This is a genomic window from Erythrobacter sp. EC-HK427 (assembly GCF_902498745.1).
Taxonomy (GTDB): domain Bacteria; phylum Pseudomonadota; class Alphaproteobacteria; order Sphingomonadales; family Sphingomonadaceae; genus Alteraurantiacibacter.
Window position 1 is genome coordinate 1,431,130 of record NZ_LR701479.1, and the last position, 18,045, is coordinate 1,449,174.

The 18,045-nt window shown below is 64.4% G+C and carries 14 protein-coding genes; 5 read left to right on the plus strand and 9 right to left on the minus strand.

Annotated elements, in window-relative coordinates; translation table 11 throughout:
• Positions 1–34: 34 nt before the first annotated feature.
• On the minus strand, positions 35–859 hold the full coding sequence (locus tag GC121_RS07005) for a CPBP family intramembrane glutamic endopeptidase (protein ID WP_151973398.1): 825 nt from the start codon (positions 857–859) through the stop codon (positions 35–37).
• Positions 860–1,256: 397 nt separating this feature from the next.
• On the opposite strand from GC121_RS07005, the gene rplK reads away from it, so the two are divergent.
• From rplK to GC121_RS07020, 3 genes are all read left to right on the plus strand, one after another.
• Complete coding sequence (gene rplK, locus GC121_RS07010) at positions 1,257–1,688, plus strand: 50S ribosomal protein L11 (RefSeq protein ID WP_151973399.1); 432 nt, start codon at positions 1,257–1,259, stop codon at positions 1,686–1,688.
• A gap of 4 nt (positions 1,689–1,692) precedes the next feature.
• Complete coding sequence (rplA, locus tag GC121_RS07015) at positions 1,693–2,385, plus strand: 50S ribosomal protein L1 (RefSeq protein ID WP_151973400.1); 693 nt, start codon at positions 1,693–1,695, stop codon at positions 2,383–2,385.
• A 777-nt stretch (positions 2,386–3,162) separates the two neighbouring features.
• Positions 3,163–3,795 (plus strand): outer membrane protein, encoded by a 633-nt coding sequence (locus tag GC121_RS07020; RefSeq protein ID WP_151973401.1) that lies wholly within the window; start codon positions 3,163–3,165, stop codon positions 3,793–3,795.
• A 37-nt stretch (positions 3,796–3,832) separates the two neighbouring features.
• Here the strand turns inward: GC121_RS07020 and GC121_RS07025 are convergent, their stop codons facing one another.
• From GC121_RS07025 to GC121_RS07040, 4 genes are read right to left on the minus strand one after another with little or no spacing between them, the layout of a single operon-like run.
• Positions 3,833–6,817 carry a DUF2339 domain-containing protein gene (locus GC121_RS07025; protein WP_151973402.1) on the minus strand — a complete coding sequence of 995 codons (2,985 nt, stop codon included), beginning with the start codon at positions 6,815–6,817 and terminating at the stop codon, positions 3,833–3,835.
• Positions 6,818–6,829: 12 nt separating this feature from the next.
• Entirely contained in the window at positions 6,830–7,594 is a 765-nt protein-coding gene (locus GC121_RS07030) for a molybdopterin-binding protein (RefSeq protein ID WP_151973403.1), read from the minus strand.
• A 3-nt stretch (positions 7,595–7,597) separates the two neighbouring features.
• Positions 7,598–9,109: an NAD(P)/FAD-dependent oxidoreductase gene (locus GC121_RS07035; RefSeq protein WP_151975639.1), complete on the minus strand. Its 1,512-nt coding sequence runs from the start codon at positions 9,107–9,109 to the stop codon at positions 7,598–7,600.
• Between the two features lie 34 nt (positions 9,110–9,143).
• Positions 9,144–10,082: a bifunctional 5,10-methylenetetrahydrofolate dehydrogenase/5,10-methenyltetrahydrofolate cyclohydrolase gene (locus GC121_RS07040; protein ID WP_151973404.1), complete on the minus strand. Its 939-nt coding sequence runs from the start codon at positions 10,080–10,082 to the stop codon at positions 9,144–9,146.
• Between the two features lie 137 nt (positions 10,083–10,219).
• Here GC121_RS07040 and GC121_RS07045 point away from each other — a divergent pair, with 137 nt between their 5' ends.
• Positions 10,220–11,179: a hypothetical protein gene (locus GC121_RS07045; protein ID WP_151973405.1), complete on the plus strand. Its 960-nt coding sequence runs from the start codon at positions 10,220–10,222 to the stop codon at positions 11,177–11,179.
• Positions 11,180–11,216: 37 nt separating this feature from the next.
• On the opposite strand, the gene GC121_RS07050 is transcribed toward GC121_RS07045, so the two are convergent.
• Positions 11,217–11,720, minus strand: a complete 504-nt coding sequence (locus GC121_RS07050; protein ID WP_151973407.1) for a hypothetical protein — start codon at positions 11,718–11,720, stop codon at positions 11,217–11,219.
• 172 nt (positions 11,721–11,892) lie between these two features.
• Here GC121_RS07050 and GC121_RS07055 point away from each other — a divergent pair, with 172 nt between their 5' ends.
• Positions 11,893–13,914 (plus strand): TonB-dependent siderophore receptor, encoded by a 2,022-nt coding sequence (locus GC121_RS07055; RefSeq protein WP_234421144.1) that lies wholly within the window; start codon positions 11,893–11,895, stop codon positions 13,912–13,914.
• Here GC121_RS07055 and GC121_RS07060 read toward each other — a convergent pair whose 3' ends face one another.
• From GC121_RS07060 to GC121_RS07070, 3 genes are all read right to left on the minus strand, one after another.
• Positions 13,915–14,238, minus strand: coding sequence for a TraR/DksA family transcriptional regulator (locus GC121_RS07060; protein ID WP_151973409.1), 324 nt, complete (start codon positions 14,236–14,238; stop codon positions 13,915–13,917).
• Between the two features lie 89 nt (positions 14,239–14,327).
• On the minus strand, positions 14,328–15,824 hold the full coding sequence (locus GC121_RS07065) for a Ppx/GppA family phosphatase (protein ID WP_234421145.1): 1,497 nt from the start codon (positions 15,822–15,824) through the stop codon (positions 14,328–14,330).
• Positions 15,821–18,019 (minus strand): RNA degradosome polyphosphate kinase, encoded by a 2,199-nt coding sequence (locus GC121_RS07070; protein ID WP_151973413.1) that lies wholly within the window; start codon positions 18,017–18,019, stop codon positions 15,821–15,823. Before GC121_RS07070 ends, GC121_RS07065 begins: the two co-directional genes overlap by 4 nt.
• Between the last annotated feature and the right edge of the window lie 26 nt (positions 18,020–18,045).

Consider the following 18,045-nt stretch of genomic DNA (forward strand, 5'->3'; position numbering starts at 1 on the left):
CCTGCCCCTTTTTGCTTTCAGGAACAGTCCAGCCTCAGCCAAACCACCCCATCGTCTCGCCATAGGCGGCGCTCATAACGATTGTATCGACCGCTGCATGGGCGAGGATGCAGGCCCACAGGTTCCCGTTCATCCGCCAGCGCAGCCAGCCGAGGAACAGGCCGACCGTCCCCGTCACCAGCACGCCGCCCCAGCCTTGATAGGCGTGGGGGAGGCCGAACAGCGCCGCTTGGATGAAGATCACCAGCCACGGCTTGCCGCGCAGGCCGGATACGCGGGCGAGGCGATCCATCAGGAAGCCGCGATAGAGCAATTCCTCGCCCGCGCCCGCCGCCAGCCACGCCACACCGACGATCCACAGCGCGAACATGGTCGGGCTTTCGGTCACCAGATCGAGCACGAGGCTGGCATCGGGCACGCCCAGTCCCAACTCTCCGGCAAGCCCGCCCACGCCGATGAAAATGGCGAAAATCATCCCCGTTCCCGCCGCTGCCCACAGCAGTGTGAGCGGCCAGCCGATGAGTGGCGGGCGCAATGTCCACGCCGCGCCCACCCGCCCCTCGCGCCGCAGCCACAGCCATGCGACGAACAGGCCTGCCGCCATGCCGACAGTGATGGTCAGCCAGACGGTAAAGGAATTGAGCGCAGGCTCGCCCGGCGCGCCGCTTTCGAAATGCGCCAGCGCGGCGGGAATGGCGGGCGCGGTGCTGGCGGCGAAATACACCACCGCCACGGTGATAATCTGCGCGATCAGCAAGCCCCAGCCGAGCGTTTCCACCGCTGGCGGGGGGAAAGTGACACCACGTTTGCGCGGCGCTATCCCCGGCGCGACGGCAAGCACTTCTGCCGGATTGTCCATGATCGATCCCTGTTGTCCTATTCATCCTCCTTTGCGCGGGGCGGGGCAGAGGCGCAAGGGTATCGTGGGGCTTTCCTACACCAGCGGCGTTTTGGCAGGGCCGTGGGGTATGCCCGAGCCAAAAACCTTTGTTCACGAAACTGCGCTTTCCCCTCCTGCAAACGACAGCCGGGGTTTTGCTTCTGGACTGTGTAACAGGTGTAACAGGTTCGGCTTTGCGGCGATGCTTCCGGCGCAGCAAAGTGCTTGCAAAAGCGGGCCGAGGCGCTATCTGCGCCGCTCCCTTACCAACAGTTCGGGAATCCGTGCGGGAGCCGGTGAGCGATCATCGGCGTCAGACCGCTTAACATGACCATCGCAATCGCTTGCGGTGGAACAGTGAGAAAAGGAGGCCATCATGGCCAAGAAGATCGAAGGTTACATCAACCTTCAGGTGCCCGCGGGCTCTGCCACACCCTCGCCGCCGATCGGCCCTGCGCTGGGTCAGCGCGGCGTCAACATCATGGAATTCTGCAAGGCGTTCAACGCTGCGACGCAGGAGCTGGAAAAAGGCGCGCCGATCCCCACCAAGATCACCGTCTATGCCGACCGTTCCTTCACCTTCATCACGAAGACGCCCCCGGCGAGCTTCCTGCTAAAGAAGGCGATGAACATCAAGTCGGGCTCCAAGGAACCCGGCAAGACCAGCATCGGCACCATCACCAAGAGCCAGCTCGCGGAAATCGCGCAGGCCAAGATGGCCGATCTGAACGCCAACGATATCGACCAGGCGGTGAAGATCATCGCCGGTTCCGCCCGTTCGATGGGCATCGAAGTGGTGGAGGGCTAAGCACATGGCAAAGCAGACCAAGAAGCAGCAGGTTGTCGCCAAGCTCGACGCCGAGAAGCTGTACACCGTCGATGAAGCCCTCGCCGTTCTGCGCGAGCACAAGGCGAAGTTTGACGAGACCGTTGAAGTCGCGATGAACCTCGGCGTCGATCCGCGGCACGCAGACCAGATGGTGCGCGGCATGGTGTCGCTGCCTTCGGGCACGGGCAAGGACGTGAAGGTTGCCGTGTTCGCACGCGGCGACAATGCCGAGAAGGCGCTCGCCGCCGGTGCCGACAAGGTAGGCGCGGAAGACCTGATGGAAGATATGCAGGCAGGCAATCTCGATTATGACCGCGTGATCGCCACGCCGGATATGATGGGCGTTGTCGGCCGTCTCGGTAAGGTTTTGGGCCCCAAGGGCCTGATGCCGAACCCGAAGCTGGGCACTGTGACGCCCGACGTGGTGAAGGCCGTGAAGGACGCCAAGGGCGGCCAGGTTGAATTCCGCGTGGAAAAGCAGGGCATCATCCATTCTGGCATCGGCAAGCTGTCGTTTGACGATGCGGCGCTGAAGGCGAACTTCAAGGCGCTGACCGAAGCGATCGTGAAAGCCAAGCCGTCGGGATCGAAGGGCAAGTATGTCCGCAAGATCTCGATCACCAGCTCGATGGGCCCGGGCCTGAAGGTAGACCTGAGCGAAGTCGAAGGGGCGTAATGTTGGTGTGTCCGCGCATCCGCGTGGACATCCTCGCTCGACGCGCTGATCTGCGCGCAATGCAATGAAAATGGGCCGGAGGAGCGATCCTTCGGCCCATTTGCATGTGTCGGTAACTCCGTCCCTGCGGGCGGCGAAAGCTTGTGATGTGGGGTTACGTCATGAGGAGTTTTCGAACATGTCTGCCAAGCTCAATCAATTGTTGAAAGTCGCCGGTGGTCTGGCGCTCGCCGCCCCCGCCATGGGTCTCGCGTCGCCCGCGCTGGCCCAATGCTACGGCGCGAGCGCCGGACCGCGTACCGGCTCGGGATACGAATCTGGGCGGTCGGCCAGCACATCCGAAACCCGTGCCGAACGTGCGGCGCGGCGACAAGAACGGCAGGCTCGTCGGCAGCAGGCGGCTGCGCAGGCTTGCCAAGCCGACCCTTGCACAGCTGATCCCTGCGCTGCTGCCGCCTGTGGCGCCGACCCTTGTGCTGCCAATGCGGGCTGCTGCGCGGCGCATGATTGCGGGGCCGATCCCTGTGCCGCCGATCCCTGTGCCGCCCATTCCTGTGCGGCGCATTCCTGTGCGGCGCATGATTGCGGAGCAGCCTGCTGCGCTGCTGCGCCCGAAGCGTAAGGCCGCGCTCGCCAACCTAGCGAGGGGGCGCGGAACCGATTCCCCGCCCCCATCGCCCCTTTGGTCGCACTGGTCACAGGAGAAATCGTCCCGTTCACGCGCCAGCAACTCGCCCGCGCCGAAGCGGGCGCGGGGCGACCCTTGAAAGGACGATCATGACAATTCTCACCACCAAAGCCATCACCACCAAAGCAGCTATCGCCAGCGCCATCCTTGCCAGCACGCTCGCCGCCGCGCCGGCACTGGCGCAGGCGACCGCGCCGGGCGGGCTGCATATCGAAGCCATTGGCGGCTATGAAGGGCTTGATGTCGAGACCACCGACGGCGCAGCCACGGCCAGCGCGGACAGCGCGGTTTATGGCATTGCCGGCGGATACGATCTCAGCCTTGGCGCTGCCTTTATCGGCGTGGAAGCCGAATATTCGGCCACCAGCAGCGACACCAGCTTTCCCGCCAGCGTGGGCGCAGCGCGCGAAGGGCTGGAAGCGGACGGACAGTATTATGTCGGCGCGCGCGCGGGCTTTGCCCTGACGCCGGGCATCGCCGCCTATGGCAAGGTCGGCTACACCGCGCTCGACACCCGCGCTTTTACCGAGGCGGGATCGCTCGCCGATCTGGAAGACAATGCCAGCGGCATCCGTTTTGGCGGCGGCGTGCTGGTGCAATTGCCCGGGCCGCTCGAAGCCCGCGTCGAATACCGCCGCTCGCGCTATGACGATGTGGGCGAGGGTAGCTTCGGCACCGCGATCACCGATCAGGTGGTCGCGGGCGTCGGCATCCGCTTCTGAGCAAAAGCGAAGGGCCGGGGGAGCAATCCTCCGGCCCTTACTCCGTATGTGCGCGCGCGGATAGTTGCCGGGCATAGACCATGCCGATGGCGATCAGGCTCGCGCCCAGCGCGACGAAGCTGGCCACGCGCAGCAGCCCTTCGAGCCCGGCGGCATCCACCAGGAACACTTTGGCCACCGCCAGCAGCATCAGCACCAGCGAACCCACGCGCCAACTGCGCTGGCCGGTGCGCGAGCCCCACCACAGGAAGCCCAATGCCAGCACGATGCCGGTGAGCGAGCGCAGCAAATCCTCGCTCTGCGTCATCGGGGTGGAGATCAGGAGTGTGCCGGCAAACGCATGGCGCAGCTCGCTCAGCGCGTAGAATGCGATCAGCAGCATCATCGCCGCATCGCCCGCTCGGCGCAGCTTGGCATGGAGGATGCTCTCCCGATTGCGGAACACCCGCCACACGCCCAAGCCGGCTACAGCGTAAGCGGGCAAAAGCCAGTTGGCGATGGGCAGCGGCCCGACCGCCTGCTCGCTCCATAACGGGTTGTGGAGCGTGAAAGTGAAAAGCAGGAAGTGGAGCAGTCCAGCAGCCAACAGTGCGAGGGCGGGCCAGCGCAAATCGGGGCGCCAATGCAGCACGGCAGCACCGCTGCCGATCAGCAAAGCCTGCCAAACGGTGCGCTCTCCCATGCCGAGGGTCACGAATGCGGCGTCTGACGTGAGGTGGAAGGCCTGCTTGAAGGCGATGTGGAGCATGATCCCCTCGGCTACACCGGCCACAACGCCCAAGCCAATGGCCAGCCGCGGCTTCTCCCGCGCGGTGCAGCGCCAGCAGGCGAATCCCGCAGCAACAGCGAGAGGGAGCAGCTTGCGCGCTGCCTCATCAAGGCTCGGCAGCGCGCTATGCAGCATCGGCTCGCCGCCGAGCGCGGCCAGTCCGGCGATCGTCCATTCCGTTGCCGGGGCCAGTGCCCATAGAACGCCGAGCGAGAGCAGGGTCAGCCAAGCGCCGCTTCGTTCTGCAAGGAACCAGACCGCCGCGATGGCCGCGAGCGCCAAAGCAAAGGGTAGCGCGTCTGCTGGAATGATCTGGGCGGCAAACACGTAGCCGACCAGGCCCAGTACCGTCTCAGCGCAGCGCCTGCCTTGCGGCTGCCATTCGACATGTGCGAACGCAAGGAAAGGCAAAGCCGCCACACCCCAGCGGACCAGTGCGCGCGGCGTATCATGTTCGAACCCTGACTGGCCGAACGCCAGCGCCACTTCGTTGCCGAAACCGCCGGTCGTCGCCAGAGCGGCAAGCACCACGATGGCACCGCTCCACATCACGGCGGCCAGCGACCTGCGGCGGTTGCGGCGCACCAGTTCTGCAAGCGCGAGGGTTACCAGTGCCGCCCCGATGACTTCGGCCCAGTCGGGGATAATGACATGGGTGGCTCCAAACGCCAGCAGCGCGCTGGCTGCGACGGGAAGCGCTACCAGCCGGTTGACGGCAGTCTCCCCCGGCCATGCGCGCCATGCTCCGGCAGCGGCGATTGCGGCGAGCGCGGCAAGGCCCGCCGCCAGACCGAGGATTGCCATGGAGTTATCGGCAGAACCGAACTGCCACCAGCTCGCCATGCCCAGGCCAACGGCTCCCAGACTCAATTGGAGAATATGCATGAAGTCGCCGCGCTGCCGCCACACCATGGCCAAAGGCAAGCCAAGCCCGATGCCGGTAAGCGCTGCCGTCACGATCACGAAGTCCGCGACCGAAGGATCGCTCCAGGCGACCAGCAAGATCACGCCAAGCGCCAGCACCAGCAGATTGGCGGGCTGCATATCGGTGTTTCGCCATGACAGGATCGCCAAAGCAGCAGCCAACAGGAGATACAGCCCCCAGGTCAGCAGATCGAATCCCGCCAGAGTGACCAGCGCTGCCAGCTGCAAGGCGGCGACAGCACCTGCGAAAATGCGCGCGACGGGCACCGCGCTTTCTCGCTCCACCAGCAGCGGGATCGCTGCGCCGAGCGCAACCAGATAAAGGCCGACGGCCATGCGCTCGCTCAAGTCCACCGGTTGGCCGAGGAGCATCAGTAGACCCCAGACAAACCCGCCTCCCAGCGCCGCAAGGCCGAGCCAGCCATGCCCGAGCCGCCGCGCGGTCAAAGCGAGGCCTGCTGTCAGCAAAGCGAGATAGAAGGCGAGGATGGGCACGTTCGCCTCTTCGCTGGCCACCATGACGGGTGTGGCGAAGCCGCCGATCAGGCCCAGCACCGCCGTCGGCAGGCCGAAGCGGAAGGCAAGGCCGAGCGCGAGCGCGGTGACGAGTGCCAGCCCTGCAAAAGCGGCTGCCGGACCGATCAGTCCGTACATCGCTCCGGCCAGATAGAACGCTGCGTAAAGCGTGGCGATGCCCGCCCCGGCAAGCGCCTGTCGCACCCGTTCATCGCGGACGCGATCTGGCCAGCGATATGCCACCTCTGCCAATCCCAGCAGGACAAGCCCGAAAATGAAGCTGAGCGCCACCCGCACTTTGGGGCCGAGCAGGCCCGCTTCGATAGAATAGCGAACCAGAAAAATGCCGCCGACGGCCAGCGCAATCCCGCCGGCCCAGATCGGCAACCGTCGACCGAATATGTCCTCGAAATCGAAGCTGCGCGCGGGCTCGGGTTCAGGTTCGGGTTCGGGTTCGGGCTCTGGCGCGGGTTGCGGTGGTGCGGGCGGTTTGCTGGGCGGAAGTGGTGCGGAAGCTATCGCCGCTTGTGTGGCCGGATGGGCCTTGGCGACCGGCTCCGGGATCACCTCTGTTTCTGGTACAGGCTCTGCTTCCGGCTCGGCCTTTCTGACAGGGGCCGTTCTTGGCACCGTGCGCGTTGTCGGGATAACACGGACCGGTTCTACCGGAGGCGGGGGCGGAGGAGGCGACGCGGAGAGCGAGCGCGAGGAGATGAACTCCTCAAGCGAATCAAGCCGCCGCTCCATCACGCCCAGCCGTTGCCATAGCATGAGGCAGACAATCACCAGGCCGAATATGAAAATCCAATCCATCGTGCGGTGATGCTATATCCCGCCCGGCGTAAAGTCATGGCCCTCTTCACCCAGCGCTTCGCACAGAGTGTCGACCGCGCTTTGCAGCACTTCGGCGTTGGTCGAGCGGATGACGAAATTTGCGCCGACGCGGCCTTCGCGGAAGAAGGGGTAGCTGCCGATCTGGCAATCCTCATGCGCCGCCTCGATCGCGCGCAGGATCTCGGCCACTTCGCTTTCATTGACCCAGCAGCCCACGGTTTCGGTAAGCAGGGGCGCGCCGCCTTCCAACTGGCCGGTCAGCCCGTCGAGCATTTGCGCGGTGATATGCGGCACGCCTGCCATCAGGAAGACATTGCCGTGACGGATGCCCGGTGCGCCGGAAATGCGGTTGGGGATGAGCGAAGCGCCTTCGGGCACGCGCGCCATGCGCAGCCGCGCCTCGGTCAGTTCCAGCCCGCGCGCCTCGTAATAGGCGGCGAGCATCTCGCGCGCTTCGGGATGAATGGTTACCGCCACGCCCAGCGCCTGCGCCACCGCATCCACGGTAATGTCATCATGCGTCGGGCCGATGCCACCGGTGGTGAAGAGATAATCGTGGCTCGCCCGGAGCGCGTTCACCGCATCGGCAATCGCGCCCATATCGTCCGCCACCACGCGCACTTCGACAAGGCGGATGCCTTGCACCTGCAACCAGCGGGCGATCTGGTGGATGTTGGCATCCTGCGTGCGGCCGGAGAGGATTTCATCCCCGATCACCACCAGCGCGGCAGTCCAGATCTTGCCCTGTGCGGTCATGGCTTATTCGGCAGCGATGGACTGGTGGTCTTCGGCTGGCGTAGCTTCGGTGGCGCTGTCATCCACCGAATAGAACCGCAGCACCCCGTCGCGCACCGGACGCTGGCGAAAGTCCTTCACGTCCTCCAGATACTCGTGCTTCAGCGTCCACGGACGCTCCGGCCCGACCTTGGGCATCAGATGCTTGGCGCGCTGGAGATAGCCGGAGGAATAATCCCACGGCTCCACCGTCCCCGGCTCGTCCTCCGGCGCGAGTTCGGCGACCGCCACATTCGCGCCTGCCTTCGCCATGTCGTTCAGGACATCGCAGGCATATTGCGCGTTGCAATCGGCGCGCAACGTCCAGCTGGCGTTAAGATAGCCGAACACGAAAGACAGGTTTGGCAGATTGGAAAACATCGTCCCGCGATAGAAATAGTGGTCGGTGAAATCGACCGGCGCGCCGTCTTTGCGCACCGCTACCTTGCCCGCCAGCGCCAGCTTCAGTCCGGTGGCGGTCACCACGATATCGGCGGGCAGATAGTCGCCCGATTGCAGCTTCACCCCGCCCGCATCGAACCCGGCGATATGATCGGTGACGATCTGCGCCTTGTCCGCACGCATCGCCTTGTAGAGGTCGCCATCGGGGATCAGGCACAGCCGCTGCTCCCACGGATTATACGGCGGTTCGAAGTGCTTGGGATCGTATTTGTCGCCCAGTGAGGCGCGCTGCATTCCGCGCAATTTGTCCGCCAGCTTCTGCGGATTGCGGCGCGAGAGGCTGAAGATGTAGGCGCGGAACAGGATATTCTTGCGGCGGGTGAGCCAGTAGGCGGTCTTTTCCGGAAACCAGCGGCGGAAGCGGCGGTCCCACTTGTCCTGCCGCGGGCCCTTGCCCATCCAGGTCGGCGTGCGCTGGAGCATGGTGACGCTCTCCGCATCCTCCGCCATCGCGGGCACCAGAGTCACCGCCGTCGCACCCGAGCCGATGATGACGACCTTCTTGCCTTTGTAATCGAGATTGTCCGGCCAGAATTGCGGGTGCAGCACCTGCCCGCCAAACGCGTCCAGTTCGGGAATGTCGGCATCGTGCGGATTGTCGTAATCATAATAGCCGCTGCCGAAATAGAGCCAGCGCGCGGTGAGCGTGCTTTGCGTCCCGTCCTTGCGGCGGCTGGTAATCGTCCAGCGCGCGGTCTTGCTGTCCCAGTCCGCGCTCAGCACTTCCTCGCCGAAGCGCATATGCGGACGGATGCCGCGTTCATCGACCACGCGGTCAAGATATTCGAGGATGGCGGGGCCATCGGCAATCGCATCGTCGTGCTTCCATGGCTCGAACGAAAAGCCCAGCGTGTGCATATCCGAATCCGAGCGCACGCCGGGATAGCGGAACAAATCCCACGTCCCGCCCAGCTGGTCGCGCCGGTCGAGAATCACGAAGTCGCGCGTCGGGCAGTGCATTTTCATGTGCCCGGCCATCGAAATGCCGGAGAGGCCTGCGCCAATGATCAGAACGTCGGTATCGGGCTGGCTCATCGCATCCACTCGCAGTTTCGTTTCACTGGGCAACCTAATTGGGCAAACTGCCCGAGCCTGTAAACAGCGAATGGCCGATTGCGTCCGGATTGTCACTACCGCCCTCGGTTCCGAGGCCATAGGCGGCGCGCGCGGCTTTCACCGTGTTGGCGAGCAGACAGGCAATGGTCATGGGGCCAACGCCGCCCGGAACGGGGGTCACGGCGCGGGCGTGCTGCACCTCGTCGAAAGCCACATCGCCCACCAGCTTCGTCTTGCCGTCCTCGCCCTCGACACGGGTAATGCCGACATCGATGATCACCGCGCCTTCCTTCACCCAGAACCCGCGCACCAGACGCGGGGCACCCGCCGCAGCGACGATGACATCGGCCTTGCGCACGATATCGGGCAGGCCATGAGTGTGGATATGGGTGACGGTAACGGTCGCCTCGGCTTCCAGCAGCAGGTTCGCCACCGGCTTGCCGACAATGTTCGACTTGCCGATCACCACCACATCCTTGCCGGTCAGATCATCCACCACCGTGTTGATGAGCATCATGATGCCCAAGGGCGTGCAGGGAACGATGCCGCCGGTTCCGGTCGACAGGCGCCCGACATTGACGGGGTGGAACCCGTCGACATCCTTTTCCGGCACAATCGCGCCCAGCACTTTGCCCGTCTCGATATGCGCGGGCAGCGGCACCTGGCAGAGGATGCCGTGCACCTCGGGATCGACATTCAACCGCGCGATGAGCGTCAGCAGCGCGTCTTGCGAGATGGTGTCGGGCAGGCGGTGCTCGGTCGAGCGGATGCCTACCTTCTCGCACGCGGCGATCTTGCGGCGGACATAGACTTCGCTCGCCGGATCATTGCCCACCAGAATGACCGTCAGTCCCGGCGCCGGATGCCCTGCCGCCACAAGCTGCGCGACTTCGGCCTTGGTGACTTCGTCCAACTGCGCGGCGATGGCGCGTCCGTCGATAATCTCTGCCATGGGCGGTCTCGTCCTGCTGGTGCGCGGGGTGGTAATGGCGCGCTCTTAGCACTTCACCGGCAGTTTCCCAGCCCCTGTCCCACGCCCTGCCGCCTTTTGCTTGCCAGCATTGCCCCGCCTGCTGCACAAGCGCGGGCATGATGAGACTTATCCTGCTTTTCGCTCTGGCACTGCTCGCCATTCCCGCCGCTGCCTTGGCACAGGAAGCGGAGGGCAATCAGGAAGGTACCTGGGCGCTGCGCATCAACGATGCCACGATCTGGGTGTTCACCATGGACCGGCAAGAGGATGGTTCGTGGGAGGGCAACTGGCTGCGCCCCGCACGGTTTGAAGGCAATGGCGTCGTCTTTGTGGCCTTTTCGGGCGAGGAGCTGGTGACTGCCGCCGATGGCTCCGAACGCGAGGGGGTGGTGCAATTGCGCTTCCCGCCAACCCAGCGCGGCGGCACGGGCGATGTGCTGCATTTCGCCATGACCGGCGACTATACGATGTCGATGGAATATCTCGGCACCGAGCTGGAACCTTATCCGCTGGTGCGCGTGGTGCGCGGCACCGGCTTGGGGCCGTTTGCCGACGGCATGATTTACGACCGCGACAATGCACAGACCGTCGCCGATTACGATCCGGCGGATGAGCCGGACGAGGCGGAACTGGCGACGCCGGAAACTGCGGTAGCGGCAGAGGAAATGGCCGACCCTGTGCAGCCGTCGGACGATGCTGCAGATGAACCTGCCGACTCGGCTTTGCCGGTAGCGGAGGAGGACGCAGGCGAGCCGGAAGCAGAGGCTCCGCGCCCCTCGCGCATGACCGACGATTTCCTCGCCGGGCTTGACGCGGCGGACGGCGATGCGGCGGAAGTGGGGTCAGTGCCTACGCCCGATCCCATCGCCAGCGCGGACGAAAACACCCGCACCTGCTCCGATCTCGACCGGCGCAATCTCCCTGATCCCGCCGGACTCGACGCGCTATGGGGCGCGGATTACGAACAGCTTGGCGACGGGCTGGATATCCGCGAATATGTGATGGGCGACGGGCAGATCGCCCGCGTCACCGTGCTTGATGACCGGATTTACCTCAACCGCTGCGGCCCCGCGTAGCGAAGCAGGCTCTGGGAGCCGCAGCGTCTGGTCCCATTTACTCGGCCGAAGCGCGCCATTCGGCGAGGCAGCCATTCACCTTTTCTTCGATCTGCCGCTCGACCTCACGGCGCAGCGCGTTGCGCGTCAGGGTGAAGGTGAAACCGTCCTGACAGAAGGTCAGCGCGGCAAAACGACGGGTGCCGGTCACCGGCTCATCAACGAAGGAATAGCTTTGCAGCGAAATCGTCACGCCGCCATAGCACGATCCGGAATCCTCGCCGTCATCATAGACGATGGGCGAGATGTTGAGATTGAGATACAGCGCCAGCGCCCGCTGCGTTACCGCCATATCCTCGGTGCCCATTGGCACGCGGTTGGCGCGCAGCGTGTTGTTGGCCTGGTTGATCGCATCGGCATAGCGGATACCGCATCTGATCAAATCGGCATCGTCATTCTCGCCCAGCGTATAGACCGGCGGGTAAGCCTGCGCGGCGGCGGGTTGCGCGAGCGCGGCGCCAGCCATGGCGAGCCCTGCAAATACTGCTGTCTTGACCTTCATTATTCTTAGCCCCCTGTTTGGATCACACTGTTTGGATCACACTGTTTGGATCACTGTGGCGTGACGAGCGTAGTCTAACGGCACGCCGCGCCAAATCCAGCGCAGATTGCTGGCGTTACAGCAATTGCCGCCTACATGACGGCGATTGTCATAAAGAGGCCCTTCCGAACGCATGAAATATCTCGCCCCCGCCTTTGCCGCGCTCCCGATTCTGGCAAGCCCCGCGATGGCGCAACAGGCCGGTGAAGCGGCGGACGAGCCGGAAACGGTGATCGTCGTCACCGGCCAAGGCCTGCCCGAAACGCCTGCCGCGCCCGCCTATGCCTCGGTCACGCTGGAGCGCGAGGCGATTGTCACCAGCGCCAGCGGGCGGCTGGAAGATGTGCTGTCGGGCGTCGCGGGGTTCCAGCAATTCCGCCGGTCGGACAGCCGCTCGGCCAATCCTTCCGCGCAAGGGGCAACCTTGCGCGCGCTGGGCGGCAATGCGTCGAGCCGCGCGCTGGTGCTGCTCGACGGGGTGCCGGTGGGCGATCCGTTTTTCGGCTTCATCCCCTTCAGCGCCATCGCCCCCGAACAATTGGGCAGCATCCGCGTTACGCGCGGCGGGGGCTCCGGCCCGTTCGGTGCGGGTGCTCTGGCAGGCGTGATTGATATCACCAGCGCCGATGCCCGCACGCTTGGCCTCGTCAATGCCAGCGCCTTGGTGAATGCGCGCGGCGATAGCGAACTCTCGGCCAGCATCGCGCCCGAGCTTGGCGAGGGCTTCGCCGTGCTGCATGGCCGCTGGGATCGCGGGGAGGGCTTTTTCACCACGCCCGAAGACCAGCGCGTGCCAGCCACCACCCGCGCCACCTTTGACGCATGGTCAACCGGCGCAAGAGTGGTTCAGCCGGTGGACGCTGACTGGGAAGTGCAGGTCCGCCTGCTCGCCTTTGCCGATAGCCGCACCTTGCGCTTTGACGGGGCGGACAGCACCTCCGAAGGGCAGGACGTCTCGCTGCGGCTGGTGGGGCGGGGCGCGTGGGGCGTCGATCTGACCGGCTATGCCCAATGGCGCAATTTCACCAATGTCGTGATTTCCGCCACCCGCTTTGTCCCCGTGCTCGACCAGCGCGATACGCCCGCCAGCGGCCTCGGCGGCAAGATCGAGCTGCGCCCGCCGGTCGGCGGCGGGCACACGCTGCGGCTGGGCGCGGACTATCGCCGCAGCGAGGGCGAGCTGGCGGAGGATGCCTACTCCGCCTTCACCGGCAATCTGACGCAGAGCCGTTTTGCCGGCGGCGCGACCTCGACCTTGGGCGGCTTTATCGAAAATGACTGGCAATCGGGTGCGCTGACGCTGACCGGCGGACTGCGCGCGGATCGCTACACGATCACCGGCGGTTTTTTCCGCGCACTCGCCCCCGATGGCAGCGTGGTCAGCGATAACCGCTTTGCCGACCGCGAAGATTGGGAAGTCACCTGGCGCGCCGGAGCCTTGTTCGCGGCAAGCGATTCGCTGACTTTACGCGCGGCGGCCTATTCCGGCTTCCGTTTGCCGACGTTGAATGAATTATACCGCCCTTTCGTGGTCTTTCCGGTGACGACACAGGCCAATGAAACGCTGGAACCGGAGCGGCTGGAAGGCTGGGAAATCGGGTTCGATCTTGCTCTTGCCGAGGGCCTGCGCCTTGCGGCGACCTATTTCGACAACGAAGTGGAGGGCGCGATTGCCAATGTGACCGTGGCCGAAAACCTGCGCCAGCGGCGCAATCTCGATGCGATTTCCGCGCAAGGGGTGGAACTCGCCGCCTCGCTGGATCGCGGCGCTTTCGCGCTTGAGGGCACGCTGGTTTACACCGATGCGCAAGTGGTGGGGACAGGCTCTGCCGCCCCACTTGATGGCAATCGACCGCCGCAAACCCCGGAAATTGCAGGCAATCTGACCGCGCGCTACAGCTTTGCCGAAGGTGCGTTCGCCAGCGTGACGCTGCGCCATGTGGGCGCGCAATTCGAAGGCGATCAGGAGGACGATGTGCTTCCCGCCGCGACAACGGTTGATCTGTATGCGCAAGTACCGCTGGTCGCGCAGCTGGCGCTGGTGGGACGGGTGGAGAACCTGCTCGACGAAGCGATCATCACCCGCAACCAGGGCGGATCGATCGATCTGGGTGCGCCGCAAACCTTCTGGCTGGGGCTGCGTTGGGGGTTCTGATTACTCGGCGCTGGCGCAAGTGATGCACAAGGCCGCTTCGGGCCGCGCGGCCAGTCTGCCTTCCGAAATTTGCGCGCCGCATTGCACGCATTCGCCATATTCGCCGCGTTCGATTCGCAGCAGGGCGCGTTCGATCGAGGCGATGCTGCTCTGCATTAGCCGCCCCTTCGCTTCGAGCGCTTCGTCATCCTCCATCTGCACCGCGCGTTCGGAGGAATCGGGATCATGCGGCTCGTCGAGATCGCGCTCGATCCGCTGCAAACGTTCCTGCAAGTCGGCTAGTTGTGCTTCGAGCTGTGCCTTTACGCTATCCAATCCGGCCATGTCGTGAGCCCTCCCTGCTGGCTGTGATACCAGCATCGGTTAGCACCGCAACGGCGCGCTCACTTTGATCGAGAGCAAATGTGGCGCAGCTACCCGCCCGCGATCTCCACGCGGTAATCCAGCCCCAACCATGCGGCGAGGTTGGCGAGTTCGGTTTCCACGCTGTCGGCCATCAGAAAGGCGCTGTCAGGCGCGAAGGTCAGCACCAGTGCGTTCTTCTGGCGGCGCAAGCTGCTGCCGGTGAGCGAGATGCGCGTGCCAGCGCCGAGTTTGCGCCCCAGCCGGTTGGCCAGCCCCCATGCGGAGGCGCGGTGTAGCTGCTTTTCGCTGGCGAGGCGCAGATAAGCATCGACGATTTTGGGTGAGCCGCTGCTCGCCCGCAGCGCCTGCGCAATCATCGCGCGGCCCGTATGGTCGAGGCCCAGCCAGCGCTTTTCCATCGCCCAATCGGTGGAATGCGCCACCCGCATATTCGGCTCGATCCGTGCGGCGGCTTGGCCCAGCAGTGTGGCGGCGAGGCGGATGCGCTCGCTCCCGCGATTGCGCCCGTCAACCGCATCGGCCGTCCACGCGGCTTTCAGTGTCGCGTTGGTGATATTGGCGCCGCGCGGGGTGGCGAAATGCGTCACCGCGGTTAGCAGCGGATCTTGCTCGCGCTCGATATTGTTGAGCCGGTCAAACAGCAGGCCTTCGCGCAGGCCCCAAGCCGAAATCACCAGCGATTCCGGCGCAAATTCCCGCAAGATCACGTGCAGCATGGCGGCGGCATCGGGCAATCCGGCGGCGCGATTGGCGGAAATTTCGGAAATCCCCGTCAACTGTTCGGGCGCGGATCGGGCCAGGCGGCGGGCGATTTTCTCCGCCTCGGCTGGCGTCATGGCATAGGCCTGCGGATCACTGAGCGGATATTTGGCCTTGTGCATCGCATAGCTGGCCAGCGCCCGCCATGTGCCGCCGACCAGATAGAGCGGCCCGCCCTGTCCCTTCGCCCAGCCCGCCTTGGCAAGCTCCGCCCGCACTGCGGCGCGAAAACCCTTCGTGCCCCCCGCGCGCAAAGCGGGAAGCCGCAGCGTGCCGAGCGGCAGGCTGATCGCGTCATGGCAGCTTCCATTGTCCACCGCGACCAGTTCCAGACTGCCGCCGCCCAGATCGGCGACAATGCCCTTCGCGCCGGGAAAGGCGCCGATCACGCCATGCGCCGCCGCCAGCGCCTCTTCCTCTCCGGTAAGGACACGCGGCGACAGGCCCAGATCGCGTACCTTGGCGATAAAGGCAGGGCCGTTTCCGGCATCGCGCGATGCGGCGGTGGCAACGCTGGCGACATCGCTGACGCCCAGATTGTCGAGTATCGCGGCAAAGCGGCGCAAACCGGCCAGCGCCATCGCCTCCGCTTCTTCAGGGATCATGCCCGTCACCGCCAGATCGCGCCCCAGCCGCGCGGTGACTTTCTCGTTCAGCCAGACATTGGGCGCGCGCTTGGGGCCGGAATAGACCACCAGCCGCACAGTGTTGGAGCCGATATCGATCACCGCCCGGTCGGGCGTTTCGATGGCCTGTGCTGATCGACGGGAAGGAGGGGGGCTCACGATGCCGGCTTGCGCAACGTCAGCTTGGGCACACCGCTTTCCTTCAGCGCCTCTCCGCGCCCGCTGAGCGATGGGTTGGTCATGAAATATTCGTGGCAGTTAAACCCGCCCCGCTCAAGCCCGTCAGCCGGGGCGACGCGCTGGTAATCCCCGGTTTCGCCGTCGAGCAGCCAGCTTTGCTGGGTGTCGATCAGATTGGCGAGCAGCACCTGGTCAAGCACCTGATCGTGCACCGTATCGGTCTGGATCGGCACCAGCGATTCCACCCGGCGGTGGAGGTTGCGCTCCATCATGTCGGCGCTGGAGATATAGACCTTGGCGGTGTTGCTGGGCATCGGCTCGCCATTGCCGAACGCATAAATGCGGCTGTGCTCCAGAAACCGCCCGATCACCGATTTGACGGTGATGTTGTCGGAAAGGCCGGGCACGCCCGGGCGCAGGCAGCAAATGCCGCGCACCACCAGCATGATCTCGACACCCGCCTGGCTCGCTTCGTACAGCTTGTCGATCACGCCTTGCTCGGTGATCGAGTTCATCTTCGCCCAGATCGCAGCAGGCTTGTCCGCGCGGGCCAACGCAATCTCGTGGTCGATATCCGCGATGATCCGTTCGTACAGGTTGAGCGGGCTGATCGCGAGGCGTTCCATCGATTGCGGCTCGACATAGCCGGTGACGAAATTGAACAGCTTCGCCGCATCGCGGCCCAAGGCGGGGTCGGCAGTGAAATAGCTTAGATCGGTGTAAATCTTCGCCGTGACGGGGTGGTAATTGCCAGTGCCGAAATGGCAATAAGTCCGCGCGCGGCCCTCTTCCTGCCGCACCACCATAGATACCTTGGCGTGGGTTTTCATGTCGATGAAGCCGTAAATCACCTGCACCCCGGCGCGCTCCAGCTCGCCTGCCCATTTGAGGTTCTGCTCTTCGTCGAAGCGGGCTTTCAGCTCGACCACGGCGGTGACCGATTTGCCCGCTTCGGCAGCTTCGATCAGCGCGTTGATAACGGTCGGCTGGTTGCCTGCGCGGTAAAGCGCTTGCTTGATCGAGATCACCTTGGGATCGGCCGCGGCCTGGCGGAGGAAATCCACCACCACTTCAAAGCTCTCGTAAGGGTGGTGGATGATGATGTCCTTCGCGCTGATGGCGGCAAAGGCGTCTCCGTCATGCTCCAGAATGCGCTCCGGATAGCGCGGACTGTAGGGGGTGAATTTCAGATCGTGGCGGTCTTCATCGACGACTTGGGACAGGCCGGAAATGCCGATCATGCCCGTGGTTTTGGTGACGAAGGCCTGTTCCAGCTCCAGCTTGTCGCGCAGCAATTCCTCGGCTTCGGGATCGAAACTGTCGTCGATCTCCAGCATGATGACCTGCCCGCGCCGCCGCCGCTGGATGGCACTGCGGAAGAAGCGAACCAGATCCTCGGCCTCTTCTTCGATTTCCATGTCGCTGTCGCGCAGGATGCGGAACACGCCATCGCCCACGATGGTAAAACCGGGGAAGAGCAGCTTGGCATAGCGGCATACGAGCCGTTCGACCGGCACGTAGATCGCCTCATCACCCAGCACCTCTTCGGGGATACGGACAAAGCGCGGCAAGGCACCGGGAATCAGCACCATTTCTACCAGCTGGCTGCTGTCCGAATTGCGCGTGAGGTTGAACAGCGCGCCGATGCCGCCATTGGCCACAAAGGGGAAGGGATGCGCGGGATCAAGCGCCTGCGGGGTCAGCACCGGCATGATGTGATTGACGAAATAATCGCGCAGCCAGCGATGCGCGTCTTCCTCGATCCGGTCTTCGCCTGCCAGATGGATGCCTTCGTCCTCCAGCAGCGGTTGCAGCCTTGCGAGCGTAGCCTGCTGCTTGGCTTCGAGCTCGCGCACCTTGGTGCCAATCGCGGCGAGCTGCTGCTTGGGCGTGCGTCCGTCGATACTGGTCTGCGTCACCCCGCTGCGCACCTGGCCTGCAAGGCCCGCCACGCGGATCATCATGAATTCGTCAAGATTGCTGCCCGAAATCGAGAGGAAACGCAGCCGTTCTAGCAGGGGGTAGTTGGCGTTGTTCGCTTCTTCCAGCACGCGGTCATTGAACGCCAGCCATGAAAGCTCGCGGTTGAAATAGCGTTCCTCGGCAGAAAGTTGGGACAGATCACCTCCGGCATTGGTGGCATCGGCAGACGGGGGCTGGGGAGTGCTGGCCATGGCAGACCCTTAATCGCCCCTTTGCC

What these genes read in the sequence shown, in the direction of transcription:
- GC121_RS07005 (WP_151973398.1), bottom strand. Translation starts at nt 859, where the DNA reads ATGGACAATCCGGCAGAAGTGCTTGCCGTCGCGCCGGGGATAGCGCCG.
- rplK (WP_151973399.1), top strand. Translation starts at nt 1,257, where the DNA reads ATGGCCAAGAAGATCGAAGGTTACATCAACCTTCAGGTGCCCGCGGGC.
- rplA (WP_151973400.1), top strand. Translation starts at nt 1,693, where the DNA reads ATGGCAAAGCAGACCAAGAAGCAGCAGGTTGTCGCCAAGCTCGACGCC.
- GC121_RS07020 (WP_151973401.1), top strand. Translation starts at nt 3,163, where the DNA reads ATGACAATTCTCACCACCAAAGCCATCACCACCAAAGCAGCTATCGCC.
- GC121_RS07025 (WP_151973402.1), bottom strand. Translation starts at nt 6,817, where the DNA reads ATGGATTGGATTTTCATATTCGGCCTGGTGATTGTCTGCCTCATGCTA.
- GC121_RS07030 (WP_151973403.1), bottom strand. Translation starts at nt 7,594, where the DNA reads ATGACCGCACAGGGCAAGATCTGGACTGCCGCGCTGGTGGTGATCGGG.
- GC121_RS07035 (WP_151975639.1), bottom strand. Translation starts at nt 9,109, where the DNA reads ATGAGCCAGCCCGATACCGACGTTCTGATCATTGGCGCAGGCCTCTCC.
- GC121_RS07040 (WP_151973404.1), bottom strand. Translation starts at nt 10,082, where the DNA reads ATGGCAGAGATTATCGACGGACGCGCCATCGCCGCGCAGTTGGACGAA.
- GC121_RS07045 (WP_151973405.1), top strand. Translation starts at nt 10,220, where the DNA reads ATGATGAGACTTATCCTGCTTTTCGCTCTGGCACTGCTCGCCATTCCC.
- GC121_RS07050 (WP_151973407.1), bottom strand. Translation starts at nt 11,720, where the DNA reads ATGAAGGTCAAGACAGCAGTATTTGCAGGGCTCGCCATGGCTGGCGCC.
- GC121_RS07055 (WP_234421144.1), top strand. Translation starts at nt 11,893, where the DNA reads ATGAAATATCTCGCCCCCGCCTTTGCCGCGCTCCCGATTCTGGCAAGC.
- GC121_RS07060 (WP_151973409.1), bottom strand. Translation starts at nt 14,238, where the DNA reads ATGGCCGGATTGGATAGCGTAAAGGCACAGCTCGAAGCACAACTAGCC.
- GC121_RS07070 (WP_151973413.1), bottom strand. Translation starts at nt 18,019, where the DNA reads ATGGCCAGCACTCCCCAGCCCCCGTCTGCCGATGCCACCAATGCCGGA.